The sequence below is a fragment of the Streptomyces sp. NPDC028991 genome (assembly GCF_055564775.1).
Map to the genome: position 1 here is coordinate 86,387 of NZ_JBVHVP010000012.1, position 18,117 is coordinate 104,503.

16 protein-coding genes and 1 pseudogene are annotated in these 18,117 nt (G+C 72.7%); 6 read left to right on the forward strand and 11 right to left on the reverse strand.

Annotation, left to right across the window (positions count from 1 at the left end; genetic code table 11):
- Nucleotides 1–163: 163 nt before the first annotated feature.
- The gene (locus ACZ4V1_RS23040; protein WP_468339048.1) at nt 164–691 is read right to left on the reverse strand and encodes a hypothetical protein; all 528 of its coding nucleotides are present in this window, start codon (nt 689–691) and stop codon (nt 164–166) included.
- Between the two features lie 204 nt (nt 692–895).
- Here ACZ4V1_RS23040 and ACZ4V1_RS23045 point away from each other — a divergent pair, with 204 nt between their 5' ends.
- The 3 genes from ACZ4V1_RS23045 (at nt 896) to ppk2 (ending at nt 2,827) form a co-directional block, all read left to right on the forward strand.
- Entirely contained in the window at nt 896–1,288 is a 393-nt protein-coding gene (locus tag ACZ4V1_RS23045) for a hypothetical protein (protein WP_468339050.1), read from the forward strand.
- Between the two features lie 128 nt (nt 1,289–1,416).
- On the forward strand, nt 1,417–1,797 hold the full coding sequence (locus ACZ4V1_RS23050; RefSeq protein ID WP_468339052.1) for a hypothetical protein: 381 nt from the start codon (nt 1,417–1,419) through the stop codon (nt 1,795–1,797).
- 49 nt (nt 1,798–1,846) lie between these two features.
- A complete protein-coding gene (ppk2, locus tag ACZ4V1_RS23055) occupies nt 1,847–2,827 on the forward strand; it encodes a polyphosphate kinase 2 (RefSeq protein WP_468339054.1) in 981 nt (326 codons plus the stop codon).
- 63 nt (nt 2,828–2,890) lie between these two features.
- On the opposite strand, the gene ACZ4V1_RS23060 is transcribed toward ppk2, so the two are convergent.
- Nucleotides 2,891–4,429, reverse strand: a complete 1,539-nt coding sequence (locus ACZ4V1_RS23060; protein ID WP_468339056.1) for a CYTH and CHAD domain-containing protein — start codon at nt 4,427–4,429, stop codon at nt 2,891–2,893.
- A 100-nt stretch (nt 4,430–4,529) separates the two neighbouring features.
- Between ACZ4V1_RS23060 and ACZ4V1_RS23065 the strand changes: the two genes are divergently transcribed.
- On the forward strand, nt 4,530–4,868 hold the full coding sequence (locus ACZ4V1_RS23065) for a nuclear transport factor 2 family protein (protein WP_468339058.1): 339 nt from the start codon (nt 4,530–4,532) through the stop codon (nt 4,866–4,868).
- Between the two features lie 6 nt (nt 4,869–4,874).
- Here ACZ4V1_RS23065 and ACZ4V1_RS23070 read toward each other — a convergent pair whose 3' ends face one another.
- The 3 genes from ACZ4V1_RS23070 to ACZ4V1_RS23080 form a co-directional block, all read right to left on the reverse strand.
- The gene (locus tag ACZ4V1_RS23070) at nt 4,875–5,861 is read right to left on the reverse strand and encodes a GlxA family transcriptional regulator (RefSeq protein WP_468339060.1); all 987 of its coding nucleotides are present in this window, start codon (nt 5,859–5,861) and stop codon (nt 4,875–4,877) included.
- A gap of 8 nt (nt 5,862–5,869) precedes the next feature.
- The gene (locus ACZ4V1_RS23075; protein WP_468339062.1) at nt 5,870–6,568 is read right to left on the reverse strand and encodes an HD domain-containing protein; all 699 of its coding nucleotides are present in this window, start codon (nt 6,566–6,568) and stop codon (nt 5,870–5,872) included.
- 126 nt (nt 6,569–6,694) lie between these two features.
- Nucleotides 6,695–7,882, reverse strand: coding sequence for a M23 family metallopeptidase (locus ACZ4V1_RS23080; RefSeq protein ID WP_468339064.1), 1,188 nt, complete (start codon nt 7,880–7,882; stop codon nt 6,695–6,697).
- A 219-nt stretch (nt 7,883–8,101) separates the two neighbouring features.
- Here ACZ4V1_RS23080 and ACZ4V1_RS23085 point away from each other — a divergent pair.
- Nucleotides 8,102–8,344: pseudogene (locus ACZ4V1_RS23085) on the forward strand (AMP-binding protein); the annotation flags it as partial.
- Between the two features lie 21 nt (nt 8,345–8,365).
- Here the strand turns inward: ACZ4V1_RS23085 and ACZ4V1_RS23090 are convergent.
- Nucleotides 8,366–11,002 carry a SpoIIE family protein phosphatase gene (locus ACZ4V1_RS23090; protein ID WP_468339066.1) on the reverse strand — a complete coding sequence of 879 codons (2,637 nt, stop codon included), beginning with the start codon at nt 11,000–11,002 and terminating at the stop codon, nt 8,366–8,368.
- 468 nt (nt 11,003–11,470) lie between these two features.
- On the opposite strand from ACZ4V1_RS23090, the gene ACZ4V1_RS23095 reads away from it, so the two are divergent.
- A complete protein-coding gene (locus ACZ4V1_RS23095; protein WP_468339068.1) occupies nt 11,471–11,692 on the forward strand; it encodes a hypothetical protein in 222 nt (73 codons plus the stop codon).
- A gap of 16 nt (nt 11,693–11,708) precedes the next feature.
- Here ACZ4V1_RS23095 and ACZ4V1_RS23100 read toward each other — a convergent pair whose 3' ends face one another.
- The 5 genes from ACZ4V1_RS23100 to ACZ4V1_RS23120 all read right to left on the reverse strand — a co-directional run bounded on the left by ACZ4V1_RS23100 (nt 11,709) and on the right by ACZ4V1_RS23120 (nt 18,026).
- Nucleotides 11,709–13,139 carry a cellulose binding domain-containing protein gene (locus ACZ4V1_RS23100; protein ID WP_468339070.1) on the reverse strand — a complete coding sequence of 477 codons (1,431 nt, stop codon included), beginning with the start codon at nt 13,137–13,139 and terminating at the stop codon, nt 11,709–11,711.
- A 97-nt stretch (nt 13,140–13,236) separates the two neighbouring features.
- Nucleotides 13,237–14,814 carry a beta-N-acetylhexosaminidase gene (locus ACZ4V1_RS23105; protein ID WP_468339072.1) on the reverse strand — a complete coding sequence of 526 codons (1,578 nt, stop codon included), beginning with the start codon at nt 14,812–14,814 and terminating at the stop codon, nt 13,237–13,239.
- A 70-nt stretch (nt 14,815–14,884) separates the two neighbouring features.
- Nucleotides 14,885–15,736, reverse strand: a complete 852-nt coding sequence (locus tag ACZ4V1_RS23110; RefSeq protein ID WP_468339074.1) for a carbohydrate ABC transporter permease — start codon at nt 15,734–15,736, stop codon at nt 14,885–14,887.
- Nucleotides 15,733–16,722, reverse strand: a complete 990-nt coding sequence (locus ACZ4V1_RS23115; RefSeq protein WP_468339076.1) for a carbohydrate ABC transporter permease — start codon at nt 16,720–16,722, stop codon at nt 15,733–15,735. The genes ACZ4V1_RS23110 and ACZ4V1_RS23115 overlap by 4 nt, the downstream gene beginning before the upstream one ends.
- Nucleotides 16,723–16,760: 38 nt before the next feature.
- A complete protein-coding gene (locus ACZ4V1_RS23120) occupies nt 16,761–18,026 on the reverse strand; it encodes an extracellular solute-binding protein (protein WP_468339078.1) in 1,266 nt (421 codons plus the stop codon).
- Nucleotides 18,027–18,117: the final 91 nt, after the last annotated feature.

Below are 18,117 nucleotides of genomic sequence, written 5' to 3' on the forward strand. Positions count from 1 at the left end.
GAGATCGGGCGTGAGGTGGGGAAACCCTCCCTTTTTAGGGGGCGTGGGGGTGGTTGTCCCCTACACCTGGCCCTACCCGGGATTGTAACACAACCCCCCCCCCCCCCCCCCCCCACCGGCGCTCACGGTGCTCGGTGTGCTCGGTGCCCTGGGGGGCGTGCGGTCAGGCGCACAGGACGCGGGTCTCCGGGGTGTAGACCGGGCCGCCGTTGACGCTCGTGCTGTCGCTGAACTCGGCGTAGAAGTAGGAGTAGAAGCCGATGTTTCCGTTGCAGCCGGAGTCGGCGGCGACCTGCAGGGTCAGGGTGACGGTGCGGCTCTGGCCGGGCGGGATGGTGGCGCCGTAGTTGGTGCCGAGGTCGGCGGGTCCGGTACCGGCGCAGGGGACGGCGCCGGCTTCCGAGGCCAGGCTGCAAGCGGTGAAGCCGTACTTGAGATCGGGCCGCTGGGTGGTCAGCCAGGTGGGGTTGATCGTCTGGTAGACGAACCAGATGTCGTACGTCTTGTTGTTCTTGATCGTCATCGACAGGTTCACCGTGCCGCCCGGCTGGGTGGTGGCCGCGTCGGTGCTGAACGTCAGCTCGGCCGGGGCCGGGTCGGCGGCGCTCGCGGAGGGCGCCAGGCCGAACAGGGCGAGGGCGAGGGCGATGATCGTGGCGAGACCGAAGCGTCTCGTTCGTGTGGATCGCATGGCCCGGGAGACTAGGCACGGCCCCGGCGCACCGTCTGCACCGCCGGGAGCACGGAGAACGGGACTCGGCCGGAAGTGTGCGTCTCGTGAAGATAGCGTGACGGCATCGTCACAACCGGCGGTGGCCGGTGTTCGTGCATGCCAACGCGAGAGTCCGGCCCGGGGTCCGCCCGGCCTGGCCACTGGCCCTGCACGCCGGCGGCAATGGCGGATTCCGGGCGGCTGCCCGGTGCGGGCCCGCGGGTGCGGGAGTGCGGCTCCGGACGCGCGGACCGGCGGCCGGCCGGTCGGTCGCGGGGGCGGGGGCGGGCGGGCTCGGACGGCACGGTGACCGCCCCCGGCGTGGGTGCGCCGGTGCCGTCGACGGCGGGCGCAGGGCTCCCACGGCGGGCCACGATCATCGGCGCCCGCAACGAGGAGCGGTTGCGGCGGAACCTCGGTGCCGTCGGCTGGACACTGACCGAGGACCAGGTGGCCAGGCTCGACGCCGCGAGCGCCACGACGGCTCCCTGCCCCTGCATCCCCTACGAACGTCAGAAGGGTTTCGCCCGTCTCGACCCCCACCCGTTGCGGCGCGTGGGCGTACCACAGGACTGAACCGCCGTGTTCCGGCGGCGCCGGAACGGCATTGTCAGTGCCGTGCACAAGAATGCGGGCAAGCGAGATCAACACCGGCCGGAGCGGGTACGCGGTCTCGAGTCCCCCGTCCCGAAAGGCCACAGCCGATGCCGCTTACCGTCGTCCACGCGCAGAACGCCGAGACCCGCGCGCCCGTTCGACGCGGGCCCCGCCCGTGCGGGCCGCTCAGCCCTGCCGAGGCCGACGTCCTGCGCATCGTCACCGACGTCCGCACCCCCGTGTTCGCCACCGTGCGCGAGGGCGGACGGCGCAGATACAGCTACTGGCGGCCGCTGGACTCGGCCACGGGCAGGGGCGGCTGCTACGCGGCGCTGCCCACCGCCGAGTGTGACAAACTGCACGCCGCCGGCCGGATCGCACTGGGCGAGCCGCTGGCCGACCCGGCCAGGACCACCTACCGGGTCACGGCCACCCGGACCCCGGCCGGGCCCGTGCGCGCCGTGCGGGGCCGGGCGCGCGCGGCGTGAGCAGGGAGACGGGAGTGGTCATTTGACGCCGGAGGGTGAGGGGCCGGGGATGGCGAAGGCGCATGCCGCCGGTGGCGACGCCCCCGAGGAGGCTCTCCTCGAAGGTCTGCGGATCGACGAGCGCAGGCCGGAGAAGCCGATCCTGCTCAACGCGGAGGGGAGGCCCATCGACACCTGGCGGGAGAACCATCCGTACGACCGCAAGGTCCGCAGGTCCGACTACGAGCGGCAGAAGCGGGTCCTGCAGATCGAGCTGCTCAAGATGCAGCGCTGGGCCAAGGAGACCGGACAGCGGATCGTCGTCCTGTGCGAGGGCCGCGACGCGGCGGGCAAGGGCGGCACCATCCAGCGCTTCACCGAGCGCCTGAACCCGCGCGGCGCCCGGGTGGTCGCGCTGGACAAGCCGACCGAGAGGGAGGCGGGACAGTGGTACTTCCAGCGCTACGTGGCACACCTGCCCGCCCGCGGTGAGATCGTCTTCTTCGACCGCTCCTGGTACAACCGGGCGGGCGTCGAGCGCGTGATGGGCTTCTGCACGGAATCCGAGTACCGCCAGTTCCTCCAGCAGGCTCCGCTGTTCGAACGCCTGCTCACCGACGACGGCATCCTGCTGGTGAAGTTCTGGTTCTCCGTCTCCCGGGCCGAGCAGCGGACCCGTTTCGCGATCCGGCAGGTCGACCCGGTGCGCCGCTGGAAACTCTCGCCGACGGACCTCTCCTCCCTGGACCGCTGGGACGACTACACCGCGGCCAAGGTCGACATGTTCCGGGCCACCGACACGTCGCACGCGCCCTGGACGGTGGTCAAGAACAACGACAAGCGCCGGGGCCGGCTGGAGGCCATCCGCAGCCTGCTGGACCGCTGCGACTATCCGGCGAAGGACGACGAGGCCGTGGGCAGTCCCGACCCGCTGATCGTGGGCGCCGCGGACACGCTGCTCGAAGCCGGTGAGGAACCCGTCGACCTCTCGCCGACACCGCTGGCCGGACACGGTGACGGGCCGGGGACCCACCCGGGCCGGGGGGACTGACCCCCGCACGCGCCGCCCGGGCACCCGGGGTGGCGCGCGCGACGGCGCGGGCCGCGGTGCGGCTCAGTGCTTGAGCGCCGCCCGCAGCGCGGGATCCGACGCCGCCCGCCACACCGACGGGAGTTCCTCCCGCCGTGCGCGGGCGCCCGCCCGTTCCTGACCGTGGAGCAGGCCCCACGTGAACGCGGTCTCCCCCGCACCGTGGGCCGCCACCGCCAGCTCCCGCAGGGTGTCCTGGGCGACGACGGCGTCCTGGTGCTCGCCGAGCAGTTTCTGCACCGCCTTGGCGCGCTTGCCGAGGCGGGTGACGGGCTTGCCGAGTGCCGGGCGCGCCACCTCGGCCGCGTAGCGGACCTTCTTGGCGGCCTTGCGTGCCTGGTGCAGCGCCGCGTCCCGGGACGGCCCGGGAGGCTGCTCCAGCGCGTGCTCCATACGCCCGGCGAGGCGGTCGTACTCCTTGAGGACCGCCTTGGCCATGACTCGGGCCGGCTTGTCCGCCGCCCTGGCGCGCAGCGGCGGCCGCCGGACCAGATCGTCCAGCGCGTCCAGGAGGCGCAGGTAGCGGGCCGAGGCCACCGCCTCCCGGGTACGCGTCCGGCTCTCGTCGCCGTGTGACACGTCCCACACCCGCAGCCGGGCGGCGACCGGGCCGAGCAGCAGGTCGCCGGGCAGCTCGTCGAGCGCGCCGCCGAGCCGTTCGCGCAGCACCTCCTGGTCCCGCTCGACGCCCAGCTCACCCGCCAGCCACTGGAGTTCGGCGCGCAGCGGATCGGTGGCCCGCCGGTCGAGCACCGACCGGTACGAGCGCAGGCAGCTACGCAGGCGCCGGCAGGTGACACGCATCTTGTGCACCCCGTCGGGCCGGTCCCGGCGGACCGCGGGATCCAGCGCCACCAGGATGCCGGCCTGCTCGCGCACATACGCCAGCACGTAGGCGCCCGGAGACCCGGGCACCACCTCGGCGGAGGCCCGGCGGGACGCCCCCGCCGCCGACGACGCACCGGTGTCCCGCAGCGCCCGGGCGAGTTTGGAGGGGCTGTCCGACCGGGCGATCCCCTTCTTGCGCAGTTTCCGCTCCACGGTGTCCAGCAGTCCGGCGGGCGCCCCGTCGGCGAGTTCGACCTCCAGCTCGCTCCACTCGGCACGGCCATCTCCGGTCAGCAGCGATTCGGCGCGCACCGCGTCGAGACTCAGCTCGGCGAGCACCGTGCCTTCGGCGTCGCGGAGGTGCCGCACGGAACGGGTGGACCTGATCCGTACCACGGGACGCAGCTCCGCGCCCCGCGTGCGGGACAGGACGAGCTCGCGCAGCGCCTCCGGTACGTCGTCCGACAGGGCGGCCCGCACCTCCTCGCGGCTGTCCCCGGTGAGCGGCAGCTTCAGATGCCACCCGGCGTCCGAGCCGCCCGTCCGGCGGCGCAGGGTGACCGACGTGCCGGCCAGCCGCAGATCCGCGGTGTCGTGGTAGACCGCGTCCAGCTCCTCGGGCCCGGCCTCGGTCACCGAGGTGACGGGACCGACGCCGGTGAGGTCCGGCAGATCGTCGGCGCCGGGGGAGGAGGGCTCGTACTTTCGCTCTGTCTCGCGCTTCGACTGGGTCATGCTGTGTCCTTCGACGCGATCCGGCGGATCAAACGCGAATCGCGGTGCGTAATGCCACGATAGGGGCAGCAGCCGCGGCACCGGCCCACAGGGAGATCGCATGTCCGAGAGCCCGACGAGCATCGTGGAAGCGGCGTTCCGGTACTACCGGGCGCAGGACCGGGACGCGGCGACCGCTCTCTACGCCGACGACTTCTCCTTCACCAGCCCGCAGGACGACCACATCGACAAAGCGGCGTTCTTCGAGCGCTGCTTCCCGACCGCCGGCCGGCTGGCGGAGCAGCGGTTGGTGCACGTCACCCCGGCGGACGGGGAGCTCGTCTTCGCCTACTACGAGTACGCACTCACGACCGGCGACAGGTACCGCAACGTCGAGGCGATCACTGTCCGGGACGGACTGATCCGGGAGGTGCAGGTCTTCTTCGGCGGCCGGCAGTGAGCCCGCTCAGTCCGCACGCCGTACCGGGTACCCCGCCGTGGTGCGAAACCGTGCCCGGTACGTCGTGGGCGTGACGCCCAGAGCGCTCCGGAAGACGCGGCGCATCGTCTCCGCGGAGCCGAAGCCCGACCGGCCCGCCACCGCCTCGATGTCCTCGTTGCCCCCTTCGAGGAGGGCCTGCGCGCTCTCCAGCCGCACGGCCTCCAGGTACTGACCGGTGGTCGTCCCCGTCTCGGCGCGGAAGAGCCGCCGGAGGTGCCGGGCGCTGACCCCGGCGCCGCGGGCCAGGGAGGCCAGGCTGTGCGGGGCGGACGGGTCGGCGGTCACGGCGTCCATGACGGCGCGCACCACCGGGTGTCGTGCCTCGCGCGGCGTCAGGCGGGCGCTGAACTGCGACTGCCCGCCCGGGCGGGCCATGAAGACGACGAGTTCGCGGGCCACCTCACGGGCCAGGTCCCCGCCGTGATCGTCCTCGACCAGGGCCAGCGCCAGGTCGATGCCCGCGGTGACGCCCGCGGACGTCGTGACCGGGCCGTCGCGGACGAAGACCGGGTCCGGCTCGACCGTCACCCGCGGGAAGGCGGCGGCCAACTGCCCGGCGAGCCGCCAGTGCGTCGCGGCCCGCCGGCCGTCGAGCAGCCCGGCACGCGCCAGTACGAACGCCCCGGAGCACACGGAGGTGATGCGGCGCGACCGGCCGGCCAGGCCGGTCACGAGCGCCATCAGATCCGGCTCGGCGACGGCCTGCCGCCACTCCCGCCTCCCCGTGACCACCAGGGTGTCCAGCCGGCCGGGCAGCCCGGCCGGCCCGCCGTCCACGCCCACCCGGACGCCGGAGGAGGTCCGCACGTCGGTGCCGGACGGGGAGACCACCCGCACGTCGTACCGTGCGCCGAAGAGGTTGGCCGTGGTGAAGACCTCGGCGGGACCGGTGACGTCGAGCAGCTGCACCCCGTCGAAGGCCGTCACCGCCACCACACGCCGCGCGGACACGGCCGTGCCTACTCCGCCCACGGGGATCCGAGGATGGTGCGGACGAAGTCCCCGCGTTCGAAGCCCGGCACGCAGTGCGCGAGCACGTCCGCCTTGACGTTGCCGAAAGTGGTCTCGGGCTTGGACCGCACACCGTCGGCGAACGCCTCCAGGACGCGGCGCTTGAAGCCGGGACGCGGATGCAGGGCGACGACCGCGGCCCGGGCGTCCTCGGAGACGTCGTGGTAGCCGATGCCGAGCACGTCGTACTCCACACCCGCGGTCACCAGCGCCACCTCCGGCTCCATGAACTCGGGGACGCCGGGGGTGGTGTGCAGGGCGATCGCGGTCCACACCCGCCGGATGCCGTCCTCGGGCACGTCGTGCGCGCGCAGGAAGCGGCGCGCCTCGTCGGCGCCGTCCACTTCGAAGCGTCGGCCGCTGCCGTGGAAGGCCTCGTTCAGACCCAGGTCGTGGAACATGGCGCCGACGTACAGCAGCTCGGGATCGAAGCTCAGATCCCGGTTGTGCGCCTGGAGGGCGCCGAAGAAGTACACCCGGCGCGAGTGGTGGTAGATCAGCTCGCTCGTGCTCTCCCGCACCAGTTCGGTCGCCTCCCGGGCCAGCTTCGTGTCCGGGACGCGCACTCCGGTCGCGGGGAAGGCACCGGTCGCGTACGGGTCGCCGGCCGCGTACGGGTCACCGGTCCTGGAAGGGGTGTTCGTCATCGTCAACCGCCTGCTCCTCGGTCCGCCGGCGTCTCCGGCGGGCGTGACCAGTCTGCGCGGCGCGTGGCGGCGGCACCATGGCCGTCCGGCCGTATGACCCACAGATGCGGACCTGCGCCGCCGCTCCTAGCCGTCGGCGACGAGCCAGGGCCGCGGATCGGTGTAGTACCCGTCGAGGACGACTTCGAAGTGCAGGTGGGGGCCGGTGGACAACCCGGTGGAGCCGACCCGTCCGACCGGGGTGCCGGCCTCCACGGTCTGTCCCGCGGCGGCCTCCAGGGACGACAGGTGACTGTAGGTGGTCTCCAGCCGTTTGCCCTCGATGGTCCCGTGGTCGATCACCACGCGGTTGCCGTACGCGGTGGTCGGCGCGGCGAACACGACGCGGCCCCGCCGCGCGGCGACGACCCGCGCGCCCTGGGGCGCGGCGAAGTCCACGCCGGTGTGCAGTTTGGTCACCCCGGTCAGCGGGTGCTCCCGCGATCCGTAGGGCGAGGTGATGGTGAGCGGGCTCACCGGAGCGGTCAGGAGAGCGCCGGCCGTCCCGCCCGCGCCGCCGGAGCCGGCTCGGTCGAGTGCCTCGTAACGCGGGAGCAGGGCCTCGACCTCGGCGAGGTAGGTCTCGGCCGTCGGGGGCACGCGCCCCGCCTTGGTCACGGCGTCCGTCCCCGAGGAGTACGCGGAGAGGGTCAGGTCCACCAAATCCCCGTTGACCCGGCCTTCGGTGCGCAGTTCGGTCACCTTCTCGGCCAGGGAGCAGTCCTGCCGGCCGAGCGCCATGATGGCGTCCGCCGGATCACGCGGCGAGGAGCGCCCGTTGCCGTCGTCGTCCCTGCCCCAGGTCCGCCACTCGGTGTCGGTGAAGGCCGCGATGCCCTTCTGGCCGGAGAGCTCGTCCGTGTCGTCGCTCCAGCCGGAGAGCTGGTCGATCTGGGCCGCGAGTACGGAGGGTTCGAGGAGCGTGCAGGCCGAGGCCGCCTTGCGCAGCCACGGGATGTAGGAGGGGTCGATGTCGACCGCCGCGGCCTGGTCCGCGTCGGAGTCCTCGGGCCACGGGGACGGCAGGCCGCCCGTCAGCGCGAGGAACGCGGCCACGCCGGTGACGGTCACCAGCCCCGGTAGCAGCAGTAGCGTGACGGGGCCCGGGCCGCGGCGCTTCCGCTTGCCGGCCCCCTCCGTCCGGCCCGGCTGTTCCGGCCGGCCGGGCGCTTCCGGCTGATCGGGCTGTGCCGACCGCCGGCGTTCCGGCCGTTTCGGCTGTAGTCCGGCCGTGTCCTCGGCCGCCTCCGCCGTGGTCAGCCGCTCGTCGTTCACCCTGGCGCTCGCCGGGACCTGATGCTCACGAGCCGAACGTAACGCTCCGTTGCGGAGACGTCAGGAGACCACGAGGCAGAAGGGGCTGCCCGAACGGGCAGAGCGCCGCCGCCCGCCGGGCGCGGTATCCCGCACAAAGGTAATGTCCCGACCCGTTGACCGCGGCAGGCACGCGAAGTACGTGGCCGGACTGCCAGGCAGTCCGGACTCCGCCAGTCCTGCGGCCGGGCCGCCTGCGACACCGAGGTGAGGGTCGTCGACGAGCACGGAAACACCCTCCCGCCCCGCGAGGCCGGCGAGATCATCGTGCGCGGCCCCGACCGCGTGCGCCGCTACTGGCGGGCACCGGGGCTCTCCGCGCCGACCTTCCGCGACGGCCGGGTGGACACCGGAGACCTCGTCTGGATGCGCGAGGACGGCTATCTGTTCCCCGTCGACCGCCGGGCGCCGGCCGCGCACTGAACGAACCGGCCGACCGGCCCCTCACGAAAGCGGTGCGGGGCGGACGGCGAGCATGGCGATGTCGTCCACGCTGTCGGCCCCCAGGCCGATCAGCAGCTCGTCGCAGAACGTGTCGAGGGGCTCGCGCGCGAGGTCGGCGGCGTGCCGGCGCAGCCGGTCCAGGGCGTCGTCGAGGGGTTCGTCCCGGCGTTCGACGAGACCGTCGGTGTACAGCAGCAGCGTCGAGTGGGCCGGCAGCGCGTGGAGGGCGGTGGACCGGGGCGAGTCGGGGTCCATACCGAGGAGCAGCCCCGCCCCGTCATCGAGGTAGCGGGTCTCACCCTCCCGGGTGGTCAGCAGGGGCGGGAGGTGGCCGGCGGAGGAGTGCTTCAGTTCCCACGGGCCTCGGGCGGGGCCCTTGACCACCCCGTAGACACAGGTGGCGGTGGCCTCCTGATGGAGACTGTGATTCGCCAGGTCCAGGCGGTGCAGCACCTCCGCGGGCGGCTCCTGGCGGTCCACGGCGACACCGCGCAGCATGCTGCGGAGCTGACTCATGGCGATGGCCGCGTCGAGGTTGTGTCCGGTGACGTCACCGATGACGACGGCGGTGTCCCCCTTGGGCAGGACGAAGCTGTCGTACCAGTCACCGCCGACCTGCGCGGTGGCCGAGGAGGCGGCGTAGCGGGCGGCGAGCTGAAGACCCTCGACCTGCGGCAGCACCGGCAGCAGGGAGCGCTGGAGCCGTTCGGCGATGGAACGGGTGTCCTGGTACAGACGGGCGTTGTCCACTCCCAGCGCCAGGCCGTGGACCAGGTCGTCGACCAGGGCGAGGTCCTCCTCGGTGAACGGCCGCCCGCCGGGCGCACGGGCCAGGGTCAGCGCGCCGAAGATCTTGCGGCGGGCCCGCAGCGGAGCGACGACGGCACTGCCCGCCCCGAGCCCCCGGAACAGTTCGAGATAGTTCCGGTCCAGCGCGCTTTCGGCCTGGCCCGGTGGCGGGGCGTCGGTGAGCAGCAGGGGCCCCGCACCGCGCAGCACACGGGCCAGCGGTCCGCGCGATTCCTCGGAGACCACCGGCAGCCGGCCCTCGTACACGTCTGGGCGACGGTCTCTCGGATCGCGGTGCACGACACAGACCCGGTCCACCTGGGCGTGCTCGGCGAACAGGTCGACCACGCACCAGTCGGCCAGCCGCCGCGTCAGCAGCCGGCCGGCGCGCCGCAGCCCGTCGTCCAGGTCCAGGGTGTTGTTGAGCTCCGCTCCCAGATCGGCCACGAGGGACAGCCGGTCCAGCGCCGACATGCGGTGTGCGCCACCGCTCGGACTCCCGCCGCGGTCCGGGGTGGCCGGTGGCCGGCCCCTGCCCGGCTCCGGGTCCGCCGACTGCGTGCTTCCGCCGGGAGTCCTCGGCACGTCGAGGGGCGTGGTGGCCCGCGGACTGAGCTGGGCGACGAAGACCGTACGGCCGTCGGCCGTCTCCTGGGTCTGGATGTACAGCCTGACCGGAATCACCCCGCCGTCCCGGTGCAGAGCCGGAAGGGGCACGGAGCGGCCCACGATGCGGGTGCGACCGGTGAGCAGCATCGAGGTGAACGCCGCCGTGTGCCGCCGGCGCAGGTGCTCGGGGATGAGTGTGGTGAGCTTGCGCCCGACGAGGTCGTCCGGTGCCCAGCCCAGCAGGCCCGCAGCCGGTCCGTTCGCCGCGATGATCCGGTTGCTCTCGTCGGCCGCGATGGTCGGGACCCTGCTGCCCCGTACCTGACCGGCGTCCCACGGTACGACCTCGGCCGCGCCGGTCTCCGGCTCGCGGGGCACCACCGTCCACGCGGTGGGGTGGCTCCCGGAGAGCTGTCCCGCGATCTGGTCGAAGAGCCATTCCTGGAAGGCTCGCCCGCGCGGCAGCTCCGGCAGCGTGAGCAGCCGTTCCTCCCCGGCCGCGTCCTCGGCCAGGCCCAGGACGCGGCGCAGGGTGAGCACCGAGGGCACGGCGTCGGCCGGCAGCGGCAGGAGCAGGGTGCGCAGGTCCGGCTCGGTGAGCGGTTCCCGGAGCGCGGTCGTCACGCGGGCGCTGATCAGGTTGTTGATGTCCCCGGCGGCGGCCAGCTCCTCGGGCGACACGCCGAGGAGCTCTCCGGCGGACGCTGCGAGGGCCAGTTCGCGCAGTACCGCGTGCCGGTGCTGCCGACACGCCGAGTCCAGGGCGCCCGGTACGTCGACGAGCGTCACCGTCCGTTCGGAGGGGCACCCAGGCTCGGCGGATTCCCACCCCGGCGACGACGGTGGCGGGGCTTCGGGCCACATCTCGAACCAGACCGTCTTGCGCTCGTCGTCGGCCTCCACCCCGTGTCGCGAGGCCAGCTTCTCCAGCAGGGCCAGACCCTGTCCCGTACCGGCGTACGGCGGCCAGTGCCGCGGTACGGGCGCACGGCCGGGCCGGCGGTCACCGACCCGCACGCGCACCCGGCCGCCGGGGCGTGACACCGCCACCTCGACCTCGGTGCGCGCGTGCAGCACCGCGTTGGTGACCAGCTCGCTGACCAGGAGTTCGACGGTGTCCACCACGTCCGGGGTGACGTCGTCCAGCGCGGCCCGCACGAACCGCCGAGCCGACGCGGCGCTCACCGGAGCCTCGGGAAAACGCCGTGACACCGCCGCCGGCGGATCGAGGTAGACCATGTCCTCAGTGTGTGCCCCGCACGGTCGGCCTCGCAGCGCGCCATGCGCGTGCGCCCTGTTCGGGGCGCCATGGGTGTCCGCCGGCCGGGTGACGCCTCCGGGCGGCACAGGGGGCGGCCGGGGCTGGCAGGCGGGGGAGTACTCCGATAGCTTGCTCGTGCGGCCCCGCGTTCTCCCCCGTACGCGGGGCCGCACCAGTGCGCACCGCCCCGGCCGGCGACGGAACCAGCCAGGACGGGGTCACGCCTCGATCGACCACCGAGCCGCCGCGGCGGGCCCGTCCCGCGGCCCGGACGACGCGGTGGGTGCGCGGGTGGCACGTGGCGGTCCTGGCCGATCACGATGCGTCGTCCCCCGGCCGTCCGGGAACGAGGGAAGCGAGCCGGGCGGGAGCCGTGATCACCGGGCTTTCGCGGGGCTGGTAGCGTCGCGTGGTCGCGGCGGGCGGCGCGAGAGAGGTGTCGGTGCGTGGATGAGCGGCAGGACCGTGAGTGGGTGGCGATGACGCCGGGCGACTTCGACCGGGACGCCCCGCTGGTCCTCAACGTGGCCACGGGACCCACGACCGTCCCGGCCGAGCCGGACGAATACGGCACGGCCCCGCTGTTCGGGGACACGGCGCCCGCACCGAGCACTCCGCGCCGCAACCGGCGGGGACGGCCCTCGTCCGCCCAGGAGCGGCTGTTCTGACCGTCCCCGCCTGGGGTCAGGACGCGGGAACCTCGTCCACGAAGTCCGTTCCGGCGGCGCGGTATCCGGTGACCTTCGCGGCGACCTGAGCCGGGCTCAGCACCTGGTCCTTGACGTGCAGGACGTAGTCGACCTGCTGGTCGTAGGCGCGCGGGGTCGTGGACGTCTGGCCGTTGAGGTCGATCAGCCACTGGTTGAAGTTGATCGACATCGGCCGCTCGGGCAGGTAGCGCGCGTCATGCGTGCCGAAGTGCTGCCCGTCCACGTAGTACGTGATGGCGCTGTCGTCGATCGTGACGACCAGGTCGTGCCAGCCGGCGTAGCTCCGGCGCTGCTCCGAGTGCTGGTTGACGGCCTGCCAGGGATCGGGGTTGTAGGTCTCCCAGGAGGTCGTGTACAGGATGTTCGACGGCTCGCCCCACCCTCCGTTCGGCAGGTACTCGAAGTCGTACTCGGCGTAGTCGTCGGCCATCGGGGCCTTGAGGTCGTTGATGGTGAAGAACGTCTGCACCAGGTGGTCCCCGTCCGGCCCCGACCGGGGGGCGTCGGAGAACTTCACCCGCGCCGCGTAGGTGCCGTTCCTGAACTTCATGGCCTTGGTGAGGACTTCGGTGTGCGTGGTGGACGCGCCGGTGCCCGCCGTGGACGTCTCCAGGTTCATCACCGAGTTGCCGCCGGCGGAGACGAAGGTGACCTTGGACGGGTCCCAGGTGGCGCCGGGGACACCGGGCCCGCCGGAGTTGGCGCGCACGTTCCAGCCGTGCGCGGAGATGTCGGGGTCCGTGTGCGAGCTGTAGTCGAAGTCGTCGAACAGGGTCTGTCCGCCGCCGGGCGGGTCCGTCGGGTCGGGGGGATCGGTCGGGTCGGTGGGGTCGTTGCCCTCGGGAGCCGCGCCCCACACGGTGGCGCCGGCGAGCTGGGCGGTGACCTTGTCCCAGTCGGCGTACGCGGTCCGGGCGCCGTCGAAGGAGTAGTCGTCGCTCTGCCGGACCGTCTGCCAGTTGGCCTGGTGGAAACGGAGCTGCATGTCACCGGTGTCCGCGCCGGGCGCCAGGGTCCCGGCCGCCGGGGTGAAACCGATCTCCAGGTAGCGGTCGGCCGTCGCGGTGGGGTTGCTCAGCGTGCCGAACGTGCCGGTGACGGCGGAACAGCCCCGCACCGCCCAGGAGCAGGCGAATCGGTAGGAGGCGCTCGGTGCGTCCGCCTTGAAGTAGTAGCGGACCTTCACCTGGCTGAGCTGCACGGAGTTGGCGCCGGTGTTGCGGACCTTGAGCCAGGGTTCCGTCTGGTCGGCGGTGGCACCGCTCGCGCTGGTGCGGTACTGGACGGCGAGACCGCCTGCTTCGGGTGCGGCCTGAGCGGGGAGCGCGGTGAGGGCACCGCCGCCCAGGAGGGCCGCCAGGGCGAGTGCCAGGCGGGCGCGGCTGACGGGGGGTCGGGTTCTCATCGGGGATCCTTTCGGCATGGCTCCCGGCTGCCCGGAAGCGTGGGTGGGTGGTGCGTGGAGCGGGGGATGCGACGGTGAACCGGCCGGCACCGGGCGCTCAGCGGACGCCACCCACCCGCGGCGGTGCGGGTACGGTGGCCGGCGGATCGGCGTGGGGGACGTCCAGCGCGTCCAGACGGGCCCGGTGACCGGCCAGTCGGGCGGTGAAGTCCCGCCAGTCCGACGTGCCGTCCCAGACCCGTTCGGCGAGCGCGCACAGCCGGGGGTACGTGAGGTACTCGATGTGCTCGGGCGTAGCGACGAACTCGGTCCACAACTGGCCTTGCGCGCCGAGCACTCGGGAGGCGACCAGCGGGTCGGGCGTCGGTGGTGCGAGGTCGACGCCGTACACCGCGCGCAGGTCGACGACCGCGCCGGGCTGGGCGGGCGGTTCCTGCGGGCCGGGTCCGCGCGCGTAGTCGAAGTAGGTGGTCCGGTGGTCGGTGTGCACGACCTGGTGGCCGCGCTCCGCCGCCGCGTGGCCGTGCCCGGGTTCGCGCCAGCTCATCACCGTGCAGTCCAGCGGGAGGGTGACGCCGTTCTCGGCCCAGACGACCGGCCGGCGGCCCGCGCGCACTAGGTGCTCGGCCATGCGGGCGATGAACCAGGGGTGCAGCGCGCGGGGCCCCGGCAGCCCCTCACGGGCGGCGCGGGCCCGCGCCGCCGGGCTCCGCTCCCATTCCGCGGTGGGGCATTCGTCGCCGCCGATGTGCACGTACGGCGAGGGGAAGACGTCCATCACCTCGTCCAGGACGGCGCGGAAGAAGTCCAGGACGTGGTCGTCGGTGCCGAGGACGTTCTCGCACACGCCCCAGCGCGTCCACACGTCCAGGCGGCGCGCCGGGTCGGTGCCCAGCTCGGGGTGGGCGGCCAGGGCGGCGCGGACATGACCGGGTACGCCGGTCTCCGGGAGCACGGTCACCCCGCGCTCGGCCGCGTACGCGACCAGTTCCCGCAGCTCCGCCCGGGTGTACGAACCGCTGTGCGGCACTCCGTCGAAGCGGTCGCTGCCGGCGGGGCCGGCCATCGACTCCGCCCGCCGGCCACCGACCTCGGTGAGCCGCGGGTAGGCGGCCACCGGCATCCGCCAGCCCTGGTCGTCGGTGAGATGGAGGTGGAAGACGTTCAGCTTGTGCAGGGCCAGCAGGTCGACGTAGCGCCGCAGGTAGGACACCGGCTGGAAGTGCCGGGCCACGTCGAGCATGGAGCCGCGCCAGGTGTGGCGGGGGACGTCGGTGACCTCCACGGCGGGCAGGTCCCACGGCACACCGCGCACCGGCCGCCCGGACAGGGCCTCGTAGGGCAGGAGTTGCCGCACCGTCTGTACTCCGCGCAGCAGTCCGGCCGGGCGGGCGGCGCGCAGCAGGGCTCCCTCGGGGCTCACGGTCAGGCCGTATCCCTCCTCGCCGAGGCCGGTGAGGGCGGGGTCGAGCGCGAGGACGAAGGCGCCGTCGTCGGCTGCCTCCAGGCGCAGCCCGGTGGCCGGGGCGAGGACCCCGCGCAGCAGGGTCGCGGCCGCTTCGGCTCCCGGGGTGACCCGCAGCCGGGTCGCGCCGTCCAGCCGGAACCGGCCGGAGCGCGTCGACAGGCGGCGGGGGCGGGGGACGAGGGCCAGTTCGGGGCGTGGCAGGTCCACGGGGCGGCTCCGGTGGTCGGCGGTGCACGGCGAGGGGGGAAGGGCCGAGGGCGGGGAACGGCGTACGCGGTCAGCCCTTGACGCCTCCCGAGGCGAGCCCGGCCGTCACATGGCGCTGCAGGGCGAGGAAGATGACCAGGGCGGGCAGGGCGAAGAGAGTGGAGGCCGCCATCGTGGCCCCCCAGTCGGTGCCGAAGGTCGACTGGAACGAGGAGAGCCAGACCGGGAGCGTGCGGCTGTCCTGCTGCTTGATGATGAGGAAGTTGGCGTAGGTGAACTCGTTCCACGCGGTGATGAAGCCGAACAGCGAGGTGGCCATGAGACCGGGCGCCAGCAGCGGGAAGGCGACCTTGCGGAAGGCCCCGGCCCGGGTGCAGCCGTCGACCTGGGCGGCCTCCTCCAGTTCCGGGGGGATCTTGGCGATGAAGCCGCGCAGCACGACCACCGTGAACGGCAGCGTGATCATGAAGTAGATCAGGGTGAGCGTCGGGAGCCGGTCGAGCATGCCGGTGTCGCGGGAGATGATGTAGATCGGGATGATCAGCGACTCCCAGGGCGCCATCTGCGCGATGAACACCGCCAGCATGAACTGCCGCCGCCCGCGCCACCGCATGCGGGCCACGGCGTAGGCGGCGCCGAGGGCGACCAGCAGGGCGAGCACCACCGCGCTGAGCGTGACCAGGATGCTGTTGCGCCAGAACAGCGCGAAACCGTCGGCGCCTACCGCCCGTTGGAAGTGGTCGAGCGTCCAGGCGCCGGGAAACAGGCGGGGATCGTACGACTGGATGTCCGTGGACGGTTTGAACGCCGTCGTGACCATCCAGTACACGGGAAACAGGCAGATCACCACGGTGAGCGCGGCGGCGCCGTTGAGCGGGAGGCGGCGCAGGACTCGCCGTGCCGGGGAACGCGTGGTGCTCACGGCTGCTCACCCTCCTGACGGAACAGTTGACGGAAGTAGAGGACGAGGACGCCGCTCATCAAGAGGACCGTGAGCATCGAGGCGGCGGAGCCCAGGTCGTACCGCTGGCCTGCCAGCGCGGTCTGCACGGCATACACCGGCAGGATGGTGGTGGCCTCGCCCGGCCCGCCGCGGGTCATCACCCAGATCTGCACGAACGCCTTGAACGTCCAGATCACTTCGAGGGACAGGACCAGCATGAAGATGGGCCTGATCAGCGGGAACGTCACGGCGCGGAAGATGCGCGCACCGCCCGCTCCGTCCATCCGCGCCGACTCGTACAGCTCGGCCGGCACCGTGACCAGGGCCGAGTAGAGCGTGATCGCGGCGAACGGCACGGACTGCCAGACGATCAGGACCACGACGATGGCGAACGCGGTGCCGCCGTGCGCGAACCAGGGGTGGCCCTCGTACGAGGTGAGGCCGAGGCCGGTGAGGGTCTCGTTGACGATGCCGAACTCGGAGTGGAACAGCCACTGGAAGACGGTGGTCGCCGCCACCACGGGCACGGCCCACACCAGCACCAGGGAGCTGAGGACCACGGTCCTGGCCGTCCTGCCGAGCCGCTCGGCCATCAGTGCGACCAGGGTGGACAGGACCATGATCGCCACCACGCTGACCGCCATGAACACGAAGGTCCGGCGCACCACCTCCCAGAACCGCGGGTCGCCCAGCAGGGTCCGGTAGTTGCGCAGCCCGACGAAGTCGGCGTCGCCGAGGATCAGCTGGCGCAGCCGGAAGTCCTGGAAGGAGATGAGCACGGCCCGGACCAGCGGATAGATCAGCAGGTACAGCATGCCCAGTACGGCGGGTGCGATCAGCAGGTACGGCCACAGGGTTCCCGGGCCGGCCCCGCCGCGCCCGCCCGGGCGCCCGGGGGCGGCACGCGGGGCACGCGGCGGGCGGCCGGCCTTGCGCGGCACGCTCCGTTCACGGACGGTCGACACGGCGCCTCCTGCGCTTGTGGATGTCGGGCGGGCTGCGGTCAGGAGTCGCTGCCCAGCGTGTCGGTGATGGTCCGGGATGCCTTGACCGCCTCGGACTTCGCGTCCTTGCCGGTGAGCACGGCCGTCATGTACTCCTTGATCGGGTTCTTGGCCTCGACCGCCGCCCACTGGGGCGTGTTGGGGGTGGCGTGTCCGTTCGCGGCGCCGGCCGCCATGGCGGCGGTGCCGGGGTCGGCCGCGACGGCGCCCGCGAGGGTCGTCTTGTTCGGAACGTAGCTCATGGCGACCGCGAGCTTCTTCTGCCAGGCGTCCCCGGTCAGTTCCCGGATGAAGGTGAAGGCCTCCTCCTGGTGTGCGGCGACGGCCGGGACGACCAGGTCGGAACCGCCGGTGAAGACGGCACCCGGCCGGTCGGCGGTCTTGCCGGGGATGGGGAAGAAGCCGAGCTTCCCCTTGAGTCCGGGGTTCTTCTCCTCGATGACCTTGGCGCCGCCGGGGACGGCGATGATCTGGGCGACCTGGCCCTTCGCCATGACCTCCGCCTGCGGCGGCTGGGCCTCGTCCGAATCCTTGGGGCCCTTGCCGAGGGCTTGGAGGCGCTGGTAGAAGTCCATGGCCCGCAGCGCCTCGGGACTGTCGAGGCCGCCCTTCCACTCGCCGCCGGACTCGACCGCGAGGTCGCCGCCCTCGTCCCAGACGAAGCCGGAGAGGACGTACCAGTTCTGCCCGGGCAGATAGATGCCCTGGACGCCGCCCTTGTCGAGCTTGCCGGTGGCGGCGATCCACTGGTCCCGCGTCTTGATCCCGGTGGCGTCCACACCCGCTTCCTCGAACAGGTCGGTGCGGTGGATCACGACGCGGTTGGCGGCGTAGTACGGGATGCCGTACTGCTTGCCGTCGTACGCCCCGGGTTCGGCGAGCCCCTTGAGCCAGTCTCCTCCGCCGAGCTCGTCCACCCGGTCCGAGAAGTCGGTGAGGCCGCCGCTCTGGGCGTACTGGGCGACCTGGGTGTTGCCGACCTCGATGACGTCGGGAGCGTCATTGCTGGCCAGCGCCGCGGTGACCTTCTCACCGATGCCCTCCCACTCCTGGATCTGTATCTTCAGGTCGATGTCGGGATGGGACTTCTCGAAGCCCGTCTCGAACTGCTTCTGGAAGTCGGCCGAGACGCTGTCGCGCATGAGCCACACGTCGAGGGCGGTCCTGCCGCCGGCGCCGTCCGACGCGTCGCCGGACGAGGAGCAGGCGGCGAGCCCGGCGCTGAGCACCAGCGTGGAGAACAGGGCGAGCGAGCGGTACTTCACGGTTCACCTCTGGGAGCTGGATCTGTGAGGGCTGGGCTGGGAGATCTGAGGGTGGAAGAGCTGGGGCTGGAAGAGCTGGGGCTGGGAGAGC

What these genes read in the sequence shown, in the direction of transcription:
- ACZ4V1_RS23050 (WP_468339052.1), top strand. Translation starts at nt 1,417, where the DNA reads ATGCCGCTTACCGTCGTCCACGCGCAGAACGCCGAGACCCGCGCGCCC.
- ACZ4V1_RS23060 (WP_468339056.1), bottom strand. Translation starts at nt 4,429, where the DNA reads ATGACCCAGTCGAAGCGCGAGACAGAGCGAAAGTACGAGCCCTCCTCC.
- ACZ4V1_RS23075 (WP_468339062.1), bottom strand. Translation starts at nt 6,568, where the DNA reads ATGACGAACACCCCTTCCAGGACCGGTGACCCGTACGCGGCCGGCGAC.
- ACZ4V1_RS23100 (WP_468339070.1), bottom strand. Translation starts at nt 13,139, where the DNA reads ATGAGAACCCGACCCCCCGTCAGCCGCGCCCGCCTGGCACTCGCCCTG.
- ACZ4V1_RS23040 (WP_468339048.1), bottom strand. Translation starts at nt 691, where the DNA reads ATGCGATCCACACGAACGAGACGCTTCGGTCTCGCCACGATCATCGCC.
- ACZ4V1_RS23045 (WP_468339050.1), top strand. Translation starts at nt 896, where the DNA reads ATGGCGGATTCCGGGCGGCTGCCCGGTGCGGGCCCGCGGGTGCGGGAG.
- ACZ4V1_RS23090 (WP_468339066.1), bottom strand. Translation starts at nt 11,002, where the DNA reads ATGGTCTACCTCGATCCGCCGGCGGCGGTGTCACGGCGTTTTCCCGAG.
- ACZ4V1_RS23065 (WP_468339058.1), top strand. Translation starts at nt 4,530, where the DNA reads ATGTCCGAGAGCCCGACGAGCATCGTGGAAGCGGCGTTCCGGTACTAC.
- ppk2 (WP_468339054.1), top strand. Translation starts at nt 1,847, where the DNA reads ATGGCGAAGGCGCATGCCGCCGGTGGCGACGCCCCCGAGGAGGCTCTC.